Annotated in this window: 22 protein-coding genes and 2 pseudogenes; 12 read left to right on the top strand and 12 right to left on the bottom strand. The window is 41.1% G+C overall.

The features are described 5' to 3' along the window. The first annotated feature begins 178 nt into the window (after positions 1–178). Entirely contained in the window at positions 179–1,156 is a 978-nt protein-coding gene (locus N4T56_RS16795) for a PDC sensor domain-containing protein (RefSeq protein WP_261734023.1), read from the top strand. Between the two features lie 40 nt (positions 1,157–1,196). On the opposite strand, the gene N4T56_RS16790 is transcribed toward N4T56_RS16795, so the two are convergent. The 6 genes from N4T56_RS16790 to N4T56_RS16765 form a co-directional block, all read right to left on the bottom strand. After that, complete coding sequence (locus N4T56_RS16790; RefSeq protein WP_188918281.1) at positions 1,197–1,373, bottom strand: PA3496 family putative envelope integrity protein; 177 nt, start codon at positions 1,371–1,373, stop codon at positions 1,197–1,199. A 258-nt stretch (positions 1,374–1,631) separates the two neighbouring features. Then, entirely contained in the window at positions 1,632–2,318 is a 687-nt protein-coding gene (locus N4T56_RS16785) for a TorF family putative porin (RefSeq protein ID WP_188918280.1), read from the bottom strand. A gap of 325 nt (positions 2,319–2,643) precedes the next feature. Beyond that, entirely contained in the window at positions 2,644–2,916 is a 273-nt protein-coding gene (locus N4T56_RS16780; RefSeq protein WP_011638950.1) for an HU family DNA-binding protein, read from the bottom strand. Between the two features lie 155 nt (positions 2,917–3,071). Then, positions 3,072–3,869, bottom strand: a complete 798-nt coding sequence (locus N4T56_RS16775; protein ID WP_261734022.1) for a response regulator — start codon at positions 3,867–3,869, stop codon at positions 3,072–3,074. Between the two features lie 76 nt (positions 3,870–3,945). Then, positions 3,946–4,125 carry a hypothetical protein gene (locus tag N4T56_RS16770; RefSeq protein WP_261734021.1) on the bottom strand — a complete coding sequence of 60 codons (180 nt, stop codon included), beginning with the start codon at positions 4,123–4,125 and terminating at the stop codon, positions 3,946–3,948. Next, the gene (locus tag N4T56_RS16765) at positions 4,122–4,349 is read right to left on the bottom strand and encodes a hypothetical protein (RefSeq protein WP_261734020.1); all 228 of its coding nucleotides are present in this window, start codon (positions 4,347–4,349) and stop codon (positions 4,122–4,124) included. Before N4T56_RS16765 ends, N4T56_RS16770 begins: the two co-directional genes overlap by 4 nt. A gap of 66 nt (positions 4,350–4,415) precedes the next feature. Between N4T56_RS16765 and N4T56_RS16760 the strand changes: the two genes are divergently transcribed. After that, a complete protein-coding gene (locus N4T56_RS16760; RefSeq protein WP_261734019.1) occupies positions 4,416–4,925 on the top strand; it encodes a DUF4240 domain-containing protein in 510 nt (169 codons plus the stop codon). Between the two features lie 150 nt (positions 4,926–5,075). Beyond that, complete coding sequence (locus tag N4T56_RS16755; protein WP_261734018.1) at positions 5,076–5,600, top strand: DUF3016 domain-containing protein; 525 nt, start codon at positions 5,076–5,078, stop codon at positions 5,598–5,600. Between the two features lie 50 nt (positions 5,601–5,650). On the opposite strand, the gene N4T56_RS16750 is transcribed toward N4T56_RS16755, so the two are convergent. From N4T56_RS16750 to N4T56_RS16740, 3 genes are all read right to left on the bottom strand, one after another. Next, on the bottom strand, positions 5,651–6,073 hold the full coding sequence (locus tag N4T56_RS16750; protein WP_261734859.1) for a diguanylate cyclase domain-containing protein: 423 nt from the start codon (positions 6,071–6,073) through the stop codon (positions 5,651–5,653). Between the two features lie 190 nt (positions 6,074–6,263). After that, complete coding sequence (locus tag N4T56_RS16745) at positions 6,264–7,637, bottom strand: EAL domain-containing protein (RefSeq protein WP_390904076.1); 1,374 nt, start codon at positions 7,635–7,637, stop codon at positions 6,264–6,266. Between the two features lie 239 nt (positions 7,638–7,876). Then, complete coding sequence (locus N4T56_RS16740) at positions 7,877–8,185, bottom strand: prephenate dehydrogenase (RefSeq protein ID WP_261734017.1); 309 nt, start codon at positions 8,183–8,185, stop codon at positions 7,877–7,879. A 52-nt stretch (positions 8,186–8,237) separates the two neighbouring features. Here N4T56_RS16740 and N4T56_RS16735 point away from each other — a divergent pair, with 52 nt between their 5' ends. After that, positions 8,238–9,146: a TraB/GumN family protein gene (locus N4T56_RS16735; protein ID WP_261734016.1), complete on the top strand. Its 909-nt coding sequence runs from the start codon at positions 8,238–8,240 to the stop codon at positions 9,144–9,146. Positions 9,147–9,165: 19 nt separating this feature from the next. On the opposite strand, the gene N4T56_RS16730 is transcribed toward N4T56_RS16735, so the two are convergent. After that, a complete protein-coding gene (locus N4T56_RS16730) occupies positions 9,166–9,945 on the bottom strand; it encodes a methyltransferase domain-containing protein (protein WP_261734015.1) in 780 nt (259 codons plus the stop codon). A gap of 286 nt (positions 9,946–10,231) precedes the next feature. Here N4T56_RS16730 and N4T56_RS16725 point away from each other — a divergent pair, with 286 nt between their 5' ends. Both N4T56_RS16725 and N4T56_RS16720 read left to right on the top strand, forming a co-directional pair. Continuing rightward, entirely contained in the window at positions 10,232–11,065 is an 834-nt protein-coding gene (locus tag N4T56_RS16725) for a MaoC family dehydratase (RefSeq protein WP_390904134.1), read from the top strand. A 218-nt stretch (positions 11,066–11,283) separates the two neighbouring features. Then, the gene (locus N4T56_RS16720) at positions 11,284–11,610 is read left to right on the top strand and encodes a hypothetical protein (protein WP_261734013.1); all 327 of its coding nucleotides are present in this window, start codon (positions 11,284–11,286) and stop codon (positions 11,608–11,610) included. An 11-nt stretch (positions 11,611–11,621) separates the two neighbouring features. On the opposite strand, the gene N4T56_RS16715 is transcribed toward N4T56_RS16720, so the two are convergent. Continuing rightward, on the bottom strand, positions 11,622–11,747 hold the full coding sequence (locus tag N4T56_RS16715; protein WP_261734012.1) for a hypothetical protein: 126 nt from the start codon (positions 11,745–11,747) through the stop codon (positions 11,622–11,624). A 239-nt stretch (positions 11,748–11,986) separates the two neighbouring features. On the opposite strand from N4T56_RS16715, the gene N4T56_RS16710 reads away from it, so the two are divergent. The 6 genes and pseudogenes from N4T56_RS16710 (at position 11,987) to rraB (ending at position 16,645) form a co-directional block, all read left to right on the top strand. Further along, positions 11,987–12,277: an ABC-type zinc uptake system zinc chaperone gene (locus tag N4T56_RS16710; protein ID WP_261734011.1), complete on the top strand. Its 291-nt coding sequence runs from the start codon at positions 11,987–11,989 to the stop codon at positions 12,275–12,277. A gap of 87 nt (positions 12,278–12,364) precedes the next feature. Then, a pseudogene (locus tag N4T56_RS16705) lies at positions 12,365–13,562 on the top strand (hypothetical protein). Continuing rightward, complete coding sequence (locus tag N4T56_RS16700; protein WP_261734010.1) at positions 13,546–14,451, top strand: metal ABC transporter solute-binding protein, Zn/Mn family; 906 nt, start codon at positions 13,546–13,548, stop codon at positions 14,449–14,451. Before N4T56_RS16705 ends, N4T56_RS16700 begins: the two are co-directional and overlap by 17 nt. A 4-nt stretch (positions 14,452–14,455) precedes the next feature. Continuing rightward, a complete protein-coding gene (locus N4T56_RS16695) occupies positions 14,456–15,223 on the top strand; it encodes a metal ABC transporter permease (protein ID WP_261734009.1) in 768 nt (255 codons plus the stop codon). Between the two features lie 198 nt (positions 15,224–15,421). Further along, positions 15,422–16,165, top strand: a complete 744-nt coding sequence (locus tag N4T56_RS16690) for a 1-acylglycerol-3-phosphate O-acyltransferase (protein WP_261734008.1) — start codon at positions 15,422–15,424, stop codon at positions 16,163–16,165. A 69-nt stretch (positions 16,166–16,234) separates the two neighbouring features. Further along, positions 16,235–16,645 carry a ribonuclease E inhibitor RraB gene (gene rraB, locus N4T56_RS16685; protein ID WP_261734007.1) on the top strand — a complete coding sequence of 137 codons (411 nt, stop codon included), beginning with the start codon at positions 16,235–16,237 and terminating at the stop codon, positions 16,643–16,645. A gap of 74 nt (positions 16,646–16,719) precedes the next feature. On the opposite strand, the pseudogene N4T56_RS16680 reads toward rraB, so the two are convergent. Beyond that, a pseudogene (locus tag N4T56_RS16680) lies at positions 16,720–17,677 on the bottom strand (diguanylate cyclase). Between the last annotated feature and the right edge of the window lie 15 nt (positions 17,678–17,692).

Below are 17,692 nucleotides of genomic sequence, written 5' to 3'. Positions count from 1 at the left end.
TACTCACAAAAACGCAATGAAATAAACGCAAGCCACTTAGCCCCAGTATGGTGCAAATTGGATATTTGGGGCGCAAAAAATGGCTAAGAATTTAAGTTAACTTACTGAAAATAAATATTTATTGTTTTGGCACTAAAACTGCTTTGTTTAATTGTCGTGTCTATTAAAAGGAAAGCATATGGCAGCAATGAGCTATTTGAGCGTGATAGAGCGTTATCATGAATATGAAAACCTAGTGCACGAACTATTGGAGTCTATTTTAGTGGGGGTGGGTGACGTTAATTTATTTGATAAACCGGTATCAGCCAAAGTCTTTGAAGATATGGCGGTGAGCTACCCGTTTGTTGAACTTATCTACTTGCTCGATGAGCAAGGTATTCAAGTTAGCCCCAATATCAGTGTCGTTAATCAACAAGTTAAACTGTTAAATAATGGCAAAAAAGCCGATCGGAGTCAGCGACCGTATTTTACTCAGCTTTCTGAAGCAAATACGGCACACATTACGCGGCCATATTTGTCTAATGCGGGTGGCGGCTTGTGTTTGTCGGCGTCTCAAATTCTTAGGTCGTCGGAGGGGAAAACCGGCATTGTGGTGATTGACGTAAATCTGACCCGCTTAATTGAATTTATGATGGGTGATAGTGCAAGACGCAAAATGTCGCCTTTTTTTAAGAGTATCTATGCGGCCATTGTTTTATGTTTGTTTGTGTTAGTGAGTGTACTGATGTGGACGGTGACCTTGGATATTTATGATCTTTTTAGCCAAGCCTCAGCGAGACATGATCCTTTGCAGCCTTTTGGGATTATCATTTTTTTAACCTTGGCGCTGGCCATTTTTGACTTGGGTAAGACCATTTTGGAAGAAGAAGTGCTAATGCATAAAGATATTTTTAGGCATAGCTCGACTCGCAGGACGATCACGCGATTTATCTCGACGATTTTGATTGCGATTTCAATTGAGGCTCTGCTGACCATGTTTAAAGCATCATTAGGCGAAAAGCACTATATAGAGCCTGCAATCTTGATGATGCTCGCAGTGGTTGGATTATTGGTAGGGTTAGGTGTGTATGTCTATTTAGGTGCTAAAGCTGAGCTGCTGCTAACCCAGACTCAGACAAACAGAAGCGGCAGTAAAACAGGCAAACACATCGTTTAATTCAATTAAAAAGGGATAAACAGTTGTTTATCCCTTTTTGCTAGAAAAAGTCGTCATCACCTATTGCTTTGCGTAATTGTGCTTGTTCGAGAAAATCCTCTAATCTGCGTTTAATTTGACGCTTATGCTGTAATGACTCCGCTGACTTAGCACCTCTAGGTGTTGTCATCGCGTCAATTTCTGTATCATCTGGCACTCGATCTGTAAGATTAGCCATAACGAAACCCTCAAGTTGAATGGGAAAACGAAAACAAATTCAATGAGCACTTTCTAACTAAAAAATACCAATAGAAAAGTAAAAGTTTTTGTCTGATATGGACAACTATTTTTACCTTTCAATTTGAGCTTAGCAGCAAAATTTTTTCTTGCTACAGACTTAAACAAAAATTGTGTTATGGATCTAATTTTCCTACAGATACAAAAATGCCACTGAATTAAACAGTGGCATTTTATTCATTAAAAAGAGTGTGATAGCTTAAAGTGTGAAGCCGTAAGAGTAGCCTAAAACAATTTTAACATCGCTGTCTGGTAAGTCAGTGTCTGAAGCCATAAACGACACTGTACCCATGTCTGTTTCTGCGCTTAATGTCACGTTGTAGTCAGCGTAAGTGTCGCCAAATAAATCTTCAACAACATCACCTTGTGAATAACCGTAGTGTAATGCAAGGCTAAGCTTTTCTGTTAACGGGAAGCTTGCATTAGCTTGGATGTAGCTCCAATCTTTTTCGTCTGATGCGCCAGACACATCTGAATCAGCATTAACCACTTGAGAGTAACCTACGTCTAACCATTTCCAACCAAGAGCAATTGCTATTTCACCGAAATCAATGCTGGCTCCTGCATCTGGGTAAGCATAATAAAGGTAGCTTACATCGTAAGTTAAATCTTCAGTGAAGTTACCACCGTAACCACCATAAAAGTCCAACTCGTAGCTTGTTTCATCACCAAAATCGACATTAGACGCCCAAGTACCGGCATAGAAGCCTGAATCGTGTGCGTAATCAAGACCACCTTGAATAGCCGCTTCGTTACTGGTTTGAGTGGTACCGCGCCATAAGTAGTTTGACGTCGCGCCAATATTGCCAGTGACTTCAGCAAGGGCGCTGCCGCTCAATAGTAAACCTGTTGATAATGCAATTGCTTGGTATAGTGATTTTTTCATCTTCATCCCTTAATGTTTTATTGTCACTGAGCCATTTATTTATGGTTTAAACATACTCAATGTCGGTTTGTCTGATGATAAATTAGCTAATCGCATGCCACTTTTATTATTTGATATTAATCAATATCTTAATTTGCGATGCCACATTTTGTAGCAACCCGCTTGCTGCTTAATGATGCAGGATTGCACTTTTTTTGTGCAATTGTAGATCTGTGGTATTGACTTGAGATTAAACCATAAACTGAATTGATTTCTGCCATTCGTTAAATTTTACGCATAAAAAAACCTCCATAAGGAGGTTTTCGTCAAAGGACATAAGCGAAAATTAATTAACGCTGTCTTTTAATGTTTTACCGGCTTTAAACTTAGGCACTGTCGCTGCTGCGATTTGAATTTCTTTGCCAGTTTGTGGATTGCGACCAGTACGTGCAGCACGTTGAGTGGTTTCAAATGAACCAAAACCAACGATAGAAATTTTATCACCATTTTTCATGGCTTCAGTTACCGCTTCTTCGAAAGATTTTAGTGCGCGGCCAGCTTCAGCTTTAGTTAGTTCAGCATTTTCAGCGATTTTTGCAATTAATTCACTTTTGTTCATATTGATATTCTCTGCTTTCCATAGAAGTGTTTTTTAAAACATCATTAACATGCCACAAGCTATGGCGGTTTAAAAGCACTTTATCCTATAAATTCAGTATCTGTAGTGGTTTTAGGGCAAAATAAGCCTAAATTATGCCGCAAAAGTAAGCGTATTTACTCTTCGAGCAGTTGGTAAAGGATTTTCTTGACCAGTTGTGGCTCAAATGGCTTGTCGCAAAGGGCATTGACGCCTGCACTAAACACATTACTTAAGTGTGTGTCGTTCGCTTCTGATGACACCATGAGGATCGGTATGTGTGACTGCTGACTTTGGTTGCGAATATATTGGGTAAGCGCTAAACCATCAACAGAGGGCATATTGTAGTCGGTGATGACCAAATCAAACATTGTGCCTTGCATCAGTTTAATGGCTTGTGCGCCGTCTTCTGCTTCGGTGATAAAGTGCATGCCTAAATTGGTAATAGTACGTTTAATGATGTTACGAGCCATACGGCTGTCGTCGACCACCAGTACTCTAATATTGTGCACATCAAAATGGCTTAAATCGAGCTCGTCGTGACTCAAAAAATCAATGGTTGAATGGAGCGCGGTGACTAAATGCTCTGCATTAAAGGGTTTCGGTAAAATAGCCACGACACCAGATTGCCTATAAATCTCTAATTGTTCACGACGGCATTCGCTTGATACCAACATAAATTGAATATCATTGAGTGCTGGAGTGTTGTTAATGTACTGCAATAAATCAGACGCTTCGCCGTCAGTAAAGTGAAGTGCGCTGGCTATCAAGTCAGGTTTGTGGCGTGAAATCATTGCTTTAGCTTCACCGATACTTGTCGCAGTTTGGATGCTGCTTACCCCTTCTTGTTGCAAGTGGGACATAATAATTTTACGTTGTGTATCAGATGGTTCAAGCAATAATATCGACAACTCATTAGGTGACAAACTTGGCATAGATTGATTTCCGTTTTGACATTTCTATTTCCATTTCTATTTCTATTTCTATTTCTATTTCTATTTCGGGTAACAGTTATCTGTTTTTTGAGCTCAAATATTGCGTCATGACCTTAGATAGCCCCACCCACCATTGAAAGCCGATTAACGATACCAATACTAACCATAGTGGAATTAACGGAATGTTGTAACCTTGGAACATCAAATTGACGTCATCAGGTGTAATTTTGTAAGCAATAATGGCGGTGGTGCTCATGGCGACGAGGCCATCGTTTGCAAACCAAGATACACAAACAGAACAACTTTGATCCAAGGCGCGCGGGTAAGAACACCAAATAACAGCGGTAATACACCTAGCGTGAGTAAGTCAAACGCGTAAAAGGTGGTCATGCGCCACAAGGCGATAAGAGTGAGTAAAATATACAAACATACCAAGGCTTTAACTCGTAATGGCATAGTGGATTGCGCAATCTGGTTCATATTGGTCATCTGGGTAGAAAATTTCAGGTAGAATATCGCACAAATACACTATGTGGGTATATTTTGATGACAGAAACCGATTTTTGGGCGCTGGTAACGCGCGAACAACCAAGCTTATCTTCTGATGAAGTGGCACAGCAATTACGCGATAAATTACAACTTTTAGATGATGAGTCACTTAACGCGTTTGATAAAATGATGGGACAACAATTACGTCGCAGCTATTTGTGGTCGGTTTGGGGCGCAGCCTACATTATTACTGGGTGCGATTCGGATTATGGTTTTGCTGAATTTAGATGTTTTTTATTGTCGTTAGGGCAGCAATGGTACGATAAAATAGTAGATAATCCTGACATTTTGGGCGAACTCGACCTATGGCCTCTTGTTGACGATTACGCCTATCCTTTTGTGGAAGATTATGATCTTATCGCAGGGCAAATATATGAGGACAGAACAGGGCAAGAGTTGCCTTTTGTGCCGTCAGGCCAACACACTCCAGCGGGTAAAAAATTCAGTACTAAACCTAAAATAATGCGCCAAACCTATCCTTTATTGAGCGATCGATTTCCATTTTAAGTGTCACATTTAATCCCCATTCTGTTAAGGCTTGGTTCAGCTTGTTGGCGTTAAAGTGGATATATCAAGGTTATTCTATCGCTTTTCAACTTCACTATTTACGGCATTGGCATTGATAGAGATAACGTGTTGGCATATTGGAGATCAATTATGAATATAAAATATTTACTGTTAGCGTCTGCATTTGTGGCTCCAGTCGCAATGGCTGAAGATGCCATTGAGCCTAATCCTATAACTGAAGCTGGCGTAGTAAAAATTGAATGGCAAAGTCCAAAGGATTTTCGTGATATAAAAACGTCAACCGAACGCCAATCTCGTTTTGAGACTCGCCTATTTGACACCCTTACTAAAAACATTAACAAACAAGCTGAAAAATCACTTAAGCCTGGGCAAACCTTGCATATGCAAGTGACGAACCTAGATTTAGCCGGTGATATGCGGCCAACTTTTGGTGCGACGCCTGGCGATTTACGTATTGTAAAGGATTTATACCCACCAAGAGCGACGTTTAGTTACACCGTTAATGAGGGCGATAAGGTGATTCTTGCTGGTGATGAGAAGATTACCGACATGAGCTTTATGTTTAACTCGCACCGTTTAAACGACAGGCCATTCCAATATGAAACGACCTTGTTTACCGATTGGTTGAAAAAGAGCGTTGAACCTAAATTATAACCAATGGTTACTCTTTTTAGGCAATGTTTACTTTAGATAGACCCTGCCTTTTATTCATATAGATAAAGTCCATTGCTAGCGCTTTTGGCAAGTTTTTTAGCTTGAGCACTGAGCGTTGATATTTCATACTCGGTAGCATGCTGAGTAATTTGGGGCGGTAACACCCCAATAGATAATGAGACCAAAGGATATTGAAAAGGAAGACCTTGACGGTCATGAGCTGACATGGATTGAGCCTGCCAATGAGTGTGCTGGTAAAAACTTATTTTATGTTGTTCAAATTGTTCAATAATACTTTGGCATGTTAATAACGTATCATCTTGCATGCTTATCATTACAAAATCATCGCCACCAATATGGCCTACAAAGCATTGATCGCTTTGATGTGGAAGTAATAAATGAGCCAATAGTTGAATGACTTCATCTCCACGAAAAAATCCATAAACATCGTTATAGGGTTTAAAGTGGCTTATACCATTTCCATTAATTATGTGACCAATCAGAGTCGCTCAGACTGTTCAGTTTGAGGCGCATTGTTGAAATAATGGTTATTCCCTTCTAAGGCAATGCAACAAAGAAATGGACTGTCTGAGCGTCTCCTGCAAGGCGGGTTTCTGTACCTTCTATGCTGCTTAATAGTATTTTGACGTAGAGCAACTATGCCTACAATCCTATTACTTGCTTAGAAGGTACAGAATTCCCGCTGAATGACCAGATAATTAGTGGAATTGGTATTAAATCTAAATAGGCTAAATAATACGATTTATTTTGCAGTTTTAGGCGTTTAAGTTCTTCCTGTATGGGGACATTACCAGGCAAGTTTGTGAGTGGGTTTGCATGCCGTGCCATCTTTATTCTGTGTTCTGTTATCCGCTGTAACAAGTCTTTTGTGTGACCTATGCCGATAAGTTTTTGGTGACGCAAAATAATAAATTGTTGTGCGACGTTGTTAACGCTATCTGACGTCAGTAATTGGCTGACATTGATTAATGGTTCATTAGCATCAATTTGTAATACTTCAGTATCCATGACGATATGAGCTGGGTGATTTTCGTGAAGTGAGCGGCCATATGGGGTGCTAAACAATTCTAATAATGCACTGCGATTGATAAGGCCTAGCACAAGGTCGTTATCAACAATTACAATGGACTGCAATGCGGGTTGCTCTGAAAATTGTAAGCTGAGCTTTTTTAGCCGAGTATTTGATGAAGCGGTTACTGCATTTATGCATAAACTTTCTGCTGTGTCGCAGTATCGCGTATGTGGCTGATAAATCAAATTGGGTTCGGTATGGGTAAAGTGCTGTTGAGGCTGAATAGCAGGTTTGCCTAAAAAGTAACCTTGACCATAGGTCACACCTAATTGTTTTAAGGTTGTGAGTTCTTCATTGGTTTCTATGCCTTCGGCAATCACTTTACATGTTAGATTTTGACAAAGTTCGACAATGGAGCGTACAAATTCTTGTTTTACCGCTGTCATGTCGATTTGATGAATAAAGTGACGATCAATTTTGACATAATCAGGTGCGAGTTCGGACCATAAACGTAGGCCAGAATAACCGGCGCCAAGGTCGTCAATCGCTGTTAAAAAACCTTGATTACGATAATGATTTAAGCATGATTTAAGTAAATCAATGTCGTCTGCGGGATATTGCTCAGACAGTTCAATCACTACATTGTTAGGGGCTATGCCGAGTTGTTTGATTAACTGTAATGTGATGCCTTTAGGATGGTTTGGATCTAATAATGCCTTAGGTGAAATATTAATGAATAATTTACCGTTAAGTTGTCTCGCATCAAACGCATGTATTGAAATATTGCGGCATAAGGTTTCAAGTTCACTTAGTTTCCCTTGCTTTTCTGCGGTTGAAAATAATGCAAAAGGCGAATGTAATTCAGTGTCTTTTAGTCCGCGACTGAGTGCTTCAAAGCCATGAAGTTGGTTGGTTGATACATTAAAGATGGGTTGAAATACTGCCTCGATCGACTGTTGTTCAATAATGTCTTCAAGCGCTTTGGCAAGGTGTGGTGCGATCATGATTAAGGCCTCTTAGCATTGCCAATGTTGAATTTCGTGCAGCTTTGTGCACGACAGTATTACTGAAGTAGGCAATATTATGGCGAAATTATGACAAAAAGATTTCAGTTACGGTGGGATCGATCGGCAATACGTGAAACGTGATAAGTGTTCCCCTCAGTGAAGGGAACAGCCCCAATGATGACATCATAAACGCAATGAGTGATGAGCACTTCAGCGGTTAGTATTCTTGTTGGTCTTTATTTTGAGAGCTTAAACACTTGTAGCGTTTGCAGAAGAGTGGCAAGCTTTTTAACGAATGCCTCGAGTTTTTCTGGTGTGACATGAGTGCTATTTTGCATGGCATCAAATTCGGCAACCAGTTCTTGAACATAAGGTAGAAAGCGATTGCTGCTTTCAGTAAAACCTTGATCTTCTGTAAATATAGCGACAAATTTACCGTGACCGGCTTTACGTAATTCATCAAGACGAGCGTCAGAATCAATCGCTTGTCGGTAGGCTATTTGCAGGTTTTCTTTTATCTGTAGAAAAACATTGGTGTACGGCATAATTGCCCCATGGTGCTTGTGCAAAGAATATGACTAATTATAAGGAGCTGCCATGCAGGCAACAAGGAAAAGTCGGTTTAATTTGAATGTCCGCTTGATTCATCGCCGTTTACTGCAACATTGTAGTCGTGTTATCGCCTTGCTTTTATGTGCCGTGGTATGGCCAGCAGCGGCATTAGACTCGCCGGTATTTTATAAAATTAATTATCAAGATCAGCAGGCATACTTGTTAGGCTCTATCCATATTGGGCGTGCAGATTTTTACCCATTAGGCCAACACATTGAGTCGGCTTTTAAGCAGTCAGATGCTTTGGCTATTGAGGCTGATGTGTCCCAAGGTGATACGGGGGCATTATTGCAACAATATGGTGCCTTGTCTGCCGATATTGCCGCAGAGGTTGATGCCACGCGCCAGCAATATTGCTTAAGTCATCAGGCGATGTGTCAAGCGTTAGCACCGTATGCCCCTTGGCTTCAATCAACTCAAATCAGCGTCAGCCGCTTTGCTGAGCTAGGTTATAGTACAGAGCAAGGCGTTGATGCTTATTTTACTGAAAACCGTAATGGTAAAGCGTTGATTGAGCTTGAAAGTATTGAGTTTCAATTTGACCTGATTTCATCGTTTTCACATAAAACTCAACTGGAAATGCTCGATGAAGCCATTAATGCCAGTGATGCAGAAATGCTCGATTTAATTCATGCTTGGCGTCAAGGCGATGTCGATGCGCTGGCCACTATTATGGAGTCGCAGGCCGGAGAGTCGGATGAGTTTTTAGACAAATTACTCTGGAAACGTAATCACACCATGAGCCAAAAAATTATCAGACTGTTACAAGCTAAGGCGCAAGATCAATTATTTATTGTGGTAGGTGCGGGGCATATTGTTGGTCAACAAGCTATTCCTGAACTGTTGAGGCAACAAGGTGCCACCGTAACGCGCTGCACCTTACTACAATGCTAGTCTCAAAAAGTGGCAATTATTACGTTGACGTGACTGATGATTGTCCTAAAAAATGTACATAACGACCGAGTGATAAATATGGCTCGCGTTGTGAATAGGCTAATTCCATTTCAATTAGCTGCTGAGTGTCAAAATGAGGCGGCAAATGCTGTTTTAGATAATCGTTTATAACTCTTACTCCAGATTGAGTCTGGATGTGTATTTGCCATTCGTTAAACCATTGGCGCACATCTTCGATGTATAAAGGGTGAGTAGGGGTTAAGCCAATCTTCTTTTTAACCACAAGATCACGCTGTACATAATCAAAATTACCCGACACTAAACTGTGAAAACGCAGTGCTTCTTTATTATAAAACATCAATGAAAATAAGCCGCAAGGCTTTAGCAATTTCAACAACCCTTGCAAGGTGGATTTCGCATCGATAAGCCATTCGGCAACCGCATGGCATAAAATAACGTCAAATTGCCCATACTGTTCAACAGTTAATGCTTGAATAGGGCTATGGACTAATTCAATCGATAAGGGGGTGTCAGACTCGGCAATTTGCTGTTTAGCTAACGCGAGCATTTGCTCTGAAATATCACAAAGCACCACATCATGGCCTAATGCTGCGAGTTTTTGACTTAAGAAACCAAAGCCGCCGCCAGCATCTAATATGCGCAGACGAGGTTGTTCAAGGCTTGTTAATGCAGGCGCTAAGTCACGCCATAATACTGCTGCGCGAATTTCACCTTTAGTGGTGCCGTATATGTTTTTCGCAAATTTGAGGCTAAGTTTATCGAAGTTTTTATCTTGCACTGTGGAATACAATTGTCGTCAGGTTGAAAGAGTAATTGTCTCATTGTGGCTGAAAAAAGGTAAAGAAAAATCAGTAATTGTATTAATAAGGTAAATGAAATTTGTCGATTACATCAAAATAACGATTAGCCATACTAAGATTTAAACGTAATAATCAATTAGCAGTTTAGTAACTAAGACTCTGTAAGGTATAATAAACGATTCACTTTTTTGCAGCGCATCAGTTTGGGCTGCCTAGTTAAGGTAAATCATTGTGAGTCACGACTATGCTATTGAATTAAAAGCGATGCCTTCGCTTTTGTCTCTGTATCGCAAAATCTTGTTCGGACGTAAACCCGGTTGGGATCAAAAGCCATTGCCTAACATTTATGTGCAAGCGTCGAACGTGATAGCGTCGCCAGAGAAAATTCGTCAATATGCTGAAGTGTGTGGTTTTGACTTTGATGGTTCAATACTGCCACCCACCTATTTATATGTGTGGGCTTTTCGGTTACATGCGACTATTTTTACGCATAAAGCGGTAACTTTCCCATTGTTGGGGATGATCCATTTAAAAAACAGCATTAGTGCGTTTCGTCCGGTGCGTGCAGATGAAACCTTAACCGTACAATGTGAACTCACCGACAGTCGTCATACTGATTCGGGGCTTGAGTTTGACTTAGTGTCTAAGGTGTTTGTTGCTGATGAGTTAGTGTGGCAAGCATTGTCGACCTATTTATATCGTATTGAATCAACGGGTCGACGTACTCGCCCACCTAAGGCATCAGCAATGGCTTGGGAAAACGTTCAGCAATGGCGTTTAACCGAAGACTTAGGCCGCCGTTATGCTAAAGCATCGGGTGATTATAATTTGATACATTTGCATCCATTATTGTCTAAACGCTTTGGTTTTGAACGGGTACTCGCTCATGGTATGTGGTCAAAAGCTCGGGCGTTATCGCAATTGATGCCGCACATTGGCGAACGCGCTTTTCAGGTTGATGTTGAATTTAAATTGCCGGTATTTATGCCATCGGAAGTGACCTTTGCCTTTGAAAGTATCGATAATGGCAAAAGCTTTGAAATGCGTGATGCGAAAGGTCGCAGGCCGCATTTACACGGTAGCGTGACTTACCTTTAGCCTTTGCTAATACAACAAAAAGCTCAAGTCACTGACTTGAGCTTTTTTGTTTAGTTGCAGCTGATTGGTCACATAATTAATGGAAATGGTATAAGATCGTCCTTTGAGGCTAAGTTGCAAATATGATAATAGAAAACCGTAACTGTAGCTATGTTGGCGCTGCTATTCGGGGGCTAATTTGATAAACTTGCACGCATTATTGATTTAGGATATTCAACATGGCTCTGCAATGTGCTCATTGCTATAAACATTTTTCGATTGCTAAAGTGACTGAAAGCCGCGGTAAAGGACTTTCGGTTGAAGTGCAGTGCCCACATTGTGCTGCATGGCTTGGGCATAATAAGTCGTTGGCTGTGGCTAAAATAGCAGGGTTTTATGGTGGGGTTATTGCGGCTGCAGTAGGCTATTTTGTTGATGGCACCGCTACGATAACTACACCTCTGGTTATTTTAGCTGTGATTGTCGTCGGCTTGTCGCACATTATGGATCATTTAAAGATGGTTGAAGCGCCAGCAGATGATGCCAGCGTTGCTAACAAGCCATAATCAATGAGTGTTTAATCGACCACAATCACTTGGCTCTCTAAAGACGTCTCAACATAGTAAATTCCGCCAAGTACGACGATACCAACAATAACCATGATTAAGATAATGCCAATGTTTTCGCGAATAAATTGTGCCATGGAATGAGTCCTTTATACTTGTTTACTTATGCTTATCTACAATGTCAGTCGTTATGTTATGAGCCACAGCTTAAGGGTATCTTAAAATTGCTTTGATTGATCAAATATCAACCACTTTATAATAGTTTATAAATGAAAATGATAATCATCGTCATGATTTGTCACAATCTACCTGTTGCTTTTCAGCACCGCTATTTTACAATTGCACTTAATTTTATTAACTTAATGGATGACAGACTTTGAGTTCACGCATTCACATTAGACAAACCGTTGCGATCTGGCTTAGTGCCATTTTGATCGTGTTGTCTATTGCTGCGTCTGCGCACTCAGTTCGCCATCTTGATGATGGGGTGCAAAATCACTGTACCTTATGTTTTCATCAACATCAGCTTAATAAAACTATTCACAGCAGCGAACTTGTTTTTATAGCAACTAAGCAAACTTTTGAACGTCTGCAATTCATATTGCCTTGTCTTGTTAGCGCATTTCAAGCTTACTACCAAAGCCGTGCCCCTCCTGTATCTCGTTAGTCCAACACTATAATTAATTATTTTTTCCGTTATTTACCGGTTTATGAAAACCCAGATGGCGGCTACTTGTTGTATTTTGGAGATATTATGTCTGCGTTAAACACTCGCGTTTCTTTATTAGCACTAGCATGTGCGTTTAGTTCTTATTCGGTAATGGCTGAAGATTCAAGCTTAACTAACCCTAATATTAGTGCTGTTTTAGATGGTTATTACCAAACGGGTGATCGCCCTTTGGCTGAGCGAGAAGAGGGCTTTGGGCTCGGCGAAACTGAGTTAGCGTTAAGTGCCAATATTGATGACAACTTTTACGGTAAAATCACTACCGTTATTGAGTCGGCTGATGGCGAAACTGAATTAAACTTGGAAGAAGCTTTTATCCAAACACTGGCACTGCCAAGTGGCCTTTCTGCTCGTGCAGGTCGTTTTTTATCTGATATTGGTTATTTAAATAATCAACATAAGCATACCGATTCGTTCACTGAGCGCCCAGCAGCATACCGTGCATTTTTAGGTAACCATTATTATGACGATGGTATTCGCTTAAGTTATGTTGCACCAACTGATCTGTATTGGACCATGGGTGTTGAAGCTTTTTCTGGTGATAGCTTACGCGCTGCTGATGAACATGGCGACCGCGATTTTGACGATGTCGGTGTCTTTACTGCACTAACCAAAATTGGTGGTGATATTGGGGTTGAGAGCTCATGGCAGCTAGGCTTAAGTTATTTACGTAATGAAAATGGCTTAGCCTATGCCGAAGAGCATGAAGATGAAGAAGAGGAAGTCGCTGATGAGCATGAGCATAGCCACAGTGCGTCTTATACCGGTGAAAACACTTACATTGCTGACTTTGTTTATAAGTGGGCGCCAAATGGTAACTACAAATATCAGAACTTAACCCTCAGTGGTGAATACTTCAGAGTGACTGATATTTTTGGTGAAGAGCCTGGTCATATTGATGATGGTCTAGATGATCATGAAATCAGTGATGATGATTACCATGAAGGTTGGTATTTAAGCAGCGTTTATCAGTTCTCTCCAAGCTGTATCCGCCGGTGTGCGTTATGGCGAAGTGGATACTTATGAAATCCATGAAGATCATTTAGATCCACAAAAGCTGAAAGAAACCGAAGTCAGCCTTGCTTGGCATAGCAGTCATTTCACGGCAGTTCGTTTTCAGTTTACCCATCAAGAAGGCACTAACTTTGATGGTGTTGAAGATGACAATGTATTTACTCTACAGTACGTAATGACATTAGGAGCTCACGGTGCGCATCAATTCTAAATTGCTTTTAGCAGTGGCAGTAATGCCACTGCTGTTTACCGCGACAGCAAAAGCGGAACTTAACGTGTTTGCGTGTGAGGCTGAATATGCTTCTTTAGCCAAAACTTTAGCCCCTTCGGCCGACATATACTCGGCAACAACGGCTATGCAAGATCCACATCAAGTGCAAGCGCGTCCAAGCTTAATCGCTAAAATGCGCCAAGCTGATTTAGTCGTATGTGCGGGCGCCGATTTAGAAATCGGCTGGCTGCCTATGCTGCAGATGAAAGCATCTAACCCTAAGGTTAAATCAACCGATGAAGGGTTGTTTTTTGCAGCAGATCAAGTTGAGACTTTGGATAAATTGGCGAGTGTTGAGCGTTCAATGGGGGACGTACACGCTAAAGGCAACCCGCATTTACACTTAGACCCAGAGCGTATGCTGACCATTGCTCAGGCTCTTAGTGCAAAAATGATCGAACTCGATCCGCAAAACAGTAGCGAATATCAGCAATCACTCGCTGATTTTAGCCAACGCTGGCAGGCCAAAATTCCTCAGTGGCAAGAGCAAGCTAAAGGATTAGCCGGTAAAAAGGTCATCGCTTATCATTCGAGTTTCCGTTATTTATTTAACTGGGCTGGGATTGAACAAGTGGCTGATCTTGAGCCAAAACCAGGTTTAGCGCCAACAAGTAGTCACCTAGCAAGCTTACTGACTCGTGCTGAGCAAGGTGATGTTATGGCGGTGATTGTGGCGTCTTATCAAGATGAACGTGGTGCCAAATGGTTAGGTGAACGTGCTAACTTACCGGTATTGATGTTACCTATGTCCGTGGGTGGCAATGATCAAAGCAAAGACTTATTTAGCTTATATGACAGTTTATTCGCTCTACTTAACGGGGTGAAATAATCTTATGTTTGATGCTGAGCTATTGTCGATATTGCTGCCCGCGCTAGTGGCTGGTTTGCTGGTGTTATCGACTCATGTGTTGTTAGGGCAGCAAGTGCTTAAGCGCGGTATTATTTTTATCGACTTAGCCATTGCTCAGGTTGCAGCACTAGGGGCAATAGTCTCACACATGGATCATAGTGTTGAGGATATTCCTTTTGTACATATGTGGATGCCGGCATTATTTGCGCTAGCAGGTGCCGGCGTGATTGCATGGATGGCAAAAAGGTTAACCGGTGAGTTGGAAGCGATGATTGGCTGCTTTTATGTGCTTAGCGCTGTGGCAGCCATGCTATTGCTGGCGAATGATCCTCATGGCGCTGAGCTGTTAAAGCAATTAATGTCAGGGCAGATTTTGTGGGTAAGTTGGTCGCAACTTGTGTTACCTGCAGTGGTGTCCGCCGTTATTTTAGCGCTAATTACGTTTAGGCCAAAGCTCCTTGATGGTGCGAGTTTTTACTTTTTATTTGCCATCGTCATTACCTTGTCGGTAGAGCTGGTTGGAGTGTATTTAGTGTTTAGCACATTAATATTACCGGCATTGGCGTTAAATAAATATACGGGTAAATCTAAGCTCGCTTGGGCATATGTTGTCGGCATAATCGGTTATATTGCAGGATTGTTGTTGTCTGCAACTTACGATTTGCCCAGTGGTGCTGCCATTGTGGCAACCTTAGCCGTCAGTGCTTTAATGTTTAGACAGTTAATTAAATTTCGTTCTACCACCGCTTAACCTGTCAGTTTTGCTATGACATCAACGACTAGACTGGTCAAGGGTTGTTTTGAGGTTGTCGCATAGCTGTCACATAAATCGTGTTATTCTGCCCTGTATTGCAGGGCAGAGTATTTCAGCGTACATATGTAAACAAAATAATTGAGTCCCTAGACCTGCATCGTTATACTGTCGCCAATTATTTTGCAGGAGTATGCTGTGCTGCTTATCGCTCGTTCAATTATTCTCGCCGTGTTATTGTTTTTAGCCTTTGTATTTGCAATTGTTTTTTGTCTTATTAGACCAATGCATCGCGACAACGTACATGTGATCGCTAAGATTTTTGCCTCTGTTGCCCCTGTACTTGGCATTAAAGTGATCACCCGAACTAACCCGGCAAATGACACACAACAGCCATGTATCTATTTAGCTAATCATCAAAATAACTTTGATTTATTTACCCATACTTCAGCAGTGCCAAAGGGAACAGTCAGCCTGGGCAAGAAAAGTTTGGCGTGGATGCCATTGTTTGGTCAAATTTATTGGCTGTCAGGTAATATCCTGATTGACCGTAAAAATCGTCACAGTGCTTTTGACACTATGGCCAAAACCGTTGAGAAAATGAAAACCAAGCTGTTATCTGTATGGATTTTCCCAGAGGGCACTCGCTCACGAGGTCGTGGTTTATTACCTTTTAAAGTGGGAGCGTTTCATACAGCCATTAGTGCACAGGTGCCTGTGGTTCCCGTATTGGCGTCTTGTCAAAATCACATTAAGTTAAATCGCTGGAATAACGGCGTGGTGATTGTTGAGATGATGGAGCCGATACCGACAGAAGGCTTGACTAAAAGTGATGTAAAAGCCTTCAGTGCGAAAGTGCATCAAGCCATGTCGGCTAAGTTGGCTGAGATAAACGAAGAAGCGCTAGCGTTAAATCAAAAAGTCACGACTAAACCTGAGTGATAAGTTCGCAACTCAGTTGAGTTTGAGTATAATTGGCCAATATTTTTGTGTTTATTAACGGAGTAATCCATGTCTGTCGAGCGTCAGTTAAAAGAGCAATTTGCAGAAAACCGCGAAATTGTTGATGCCTTACTTGCTGATGGTTCAGAGCCTGATGCGGAATATACAATTGAACATCATTTTTCTGCGACCAACTTTGATCGTTTAGAAAAAGCCGCTGTTGATGCATTTAAGCTTGGTTTTGAAGTTAACGATGCAGAAGAAATGGAACTTGAAGATGGTTCAGTTATTTTCTGTTTTGATGCGATTGCTTATCACAAATTGGAAACGCCACTACTTGATAAAGCCTGTGAGCAGTTGATACAGCTTGCCGTGAAGCAAAAAGTTGATTATGACGGTTGGGGCACTTATTTCGTCGGCGACGATGCTGATATGGATGACGAAGAAGATGATGAAGATAGCGCAGAGTCGTTTCATTAATCGATACCGTTAACGCACTAATAAAAAACGCTCATCAATGATGAGCGTTTTTTATTATGTCCAACAATGTAAAACTATTTGAATACAATGCTCTTATTACGCCCTTGTTGTTTGGCGATATAGAGTGCTTTATCGGCTCCCGATAACCAGTTTGAACTGTTGTCGAGTTGCTCACTTAAATCGTTAATGCCTAAGCTTACAGTGACTTTGATTAAACGATTTTCAAACGCAATTTCTGACTCTTCAATGCGTTTTCTTAACCGCTCAGTAAAGTGCAAAGCTTCTTCTGCGTTGGTTTTAGAGAGCACGACGGCAAATTCTTCACCACCATAACGCCCGGCGCAATCGGTTTCACGTAGAGACTGTTTTAACAAATATGCAATGTGCTGAATGACTTTGTCGCCTGCTGGGTGGCCGTATTTGTCATTAACTTGCTTAAAGTGGTCGATATCAATCATCACCAAGGTGGAAGTGTCACCATAGCGCGAATGACGTTCAAACTCTTTTTCCATGCAAATTTGCCAATAACGGCGGTTGTGTAGTTGGGTTAAGCCGTCAGTTTGGCTCAGCTCTTCTAATTGCTCGTTGGCTGACTTTAATTGCAATTTATTGATGGCAATGTCGGTCACGTCATAAACAATAATACTGATATGGGTAATTTCTCCGGTTAACGATGCCAACGGCAATAACGTAACGTTTTGAAACATAAAGTCTGCACGACCCGTCACCGGACGATAGTTTTTAAATTTAAACACGTATGGCCGCTGTTCCCAGCTGATAAAGGATTCGGTTTTTTAATAAAAATACCGATTCCATTTTTGTTTAAGCCAATCACTAGGTAAATCTAGAAATTTTTCGAACAGGTTGGCGCCTTTAATTGAGTTAGGTGACACGCCACTGTGGTTTTCCATAAACCCGTTCCACAGCTGAATATTATAATCGCGATCAAGCACTACTAGCGCCCACTTCAATGGTTTGTACCATATCAATTAGCCAGTGAAGTTCATTCATCGCACTTTGGTCATTAGACATAATTTTTATCCAGCG

The sequence above is a fragment of the Shewanella phaeophyticola genome, from assembly GCF_025398315.1.
Taxonomy (GTDB): domain Bacteria; phylum Pseudomonadota; class Gammaproteobacteria; order Enterobacterales; family Shewanellaceae; genus Shewanella; species Shewanella phaeophyticola.
This window is presented reverse-complemented; position numbering and strand designations above follow the sequence as displayed.

Coding starts and splice junctions, on each gene's coding strand:
- N4T56_RS16795 (WP_261734023.1), top strand. CDS start 179: ATGGCAGCAATGAGCTATTTGAGCGTGATAGAGCGTTATCATGAATAT.
- N4T56_RS16790 (WP_188918281.1), bottom strand. CDS start 1,373: ATGGCTAATCTTACAGATCGAGTGCCAGATGATACAGAAATTGACGCG.
- N4T56_RS16785 (WP_188918280.1), bottom strand. CDS start 2,318: ATGAAAAAATCACTATACCAAGCAATTGCATTATCAACAGGTTTACTA.
- N4T56_RS16780 (WP_011638950.1), bottom strand. CDS start 2,916: ATGAACAAAAGTGAATTAATTGCAAAAATCGCTGAAAATGCTGAACTA.
- N4T56_RS16775 (WP_261734022.1), bottom strand. CDS start 3,869: ATGCCAAGTTTGTCACCTAATGAGTTGTCGATATTATTGCTTGAACCA.
- N4T56_RS16770 (WP_261734021.1), bottom strand. CDS start 4,125: ATGAGCACCACCGCCATTATTGCTTACAAAATTACACCTGATGACGTC.
- N4T56_RS16765 (WP_261734020.1), bottom strand. CDS start 4,349: ATGAACCAGATTGCGCAATCCACTATGCCATTACGAGTTAAAGCCTTG.
- N4T56_RS16760 (WP_261734019.1), top strand. CDS start 4,416: ATGACAGAAACCGATTTTTGGGCGCTGGTAACGCGCGAACAACCAAGC.
- N4T56_RS16755 (WP_261734018.1), top strand. CDS start 5,076: ATGAATATAAAATATTTACTGTTAGCGTCTGCATTTGTGGCTCCAGTC.
- N4T56_RS16745 (WP_390904076.1), bottom strand. CDS start 7,637: ATGATCGCACCACACCTTGCCAAAGCGCTTGAAGACATTATTGAACAA.
- N4T56_RS16740 (WP_261734017.1), bottom strand. CDS start 8,185: ATGCCGTACACCAATGTTTTTCTACAGATAAAAGAAAACCTGCAAATA.
- N4T56_RS16735 (WP_261734016.1), top strand. CDS start 8,238: ATGCAGGCAACAAGGAAAAGTCGGTTTAATTTGAATGTCCGCTTGATT.
- N4T56_RS16725 (WP_390904134.1), top strand. CDS start 10,232: ATGCCTTCGCTTTTGTCTCTGTATCGCAAAATCTTGTTCGGACGTAAA.
- N4T56_RS16720 (WP_261734013.1), top strand. CDS start 11,284: ATGGCTCTGCAATGTGCTCATTGCTATAAACATTTTTCGATTGCTAAA.
- N4T56_RS16715 (WP_261734012.1), bottom strand. CDS start 11,747: ATGGCACAATTTATTCGCGAAAACATTGGCATTATCTTAATCATGGTT.
- N4T56_RS16695 (WP_261734009.1), top strand. CDS start 14,456: ATGTTTGATGCTGAGCTATTGTCGATATTGCTGCCCGCGCTAGTGGCT.
- rraB (WP_261734007.1), top strand. CDS start 16,235: ATGTCTGTCGAGCGTCAGTTAAAAGAGCAATTTGCAGAAAACCGCGAA.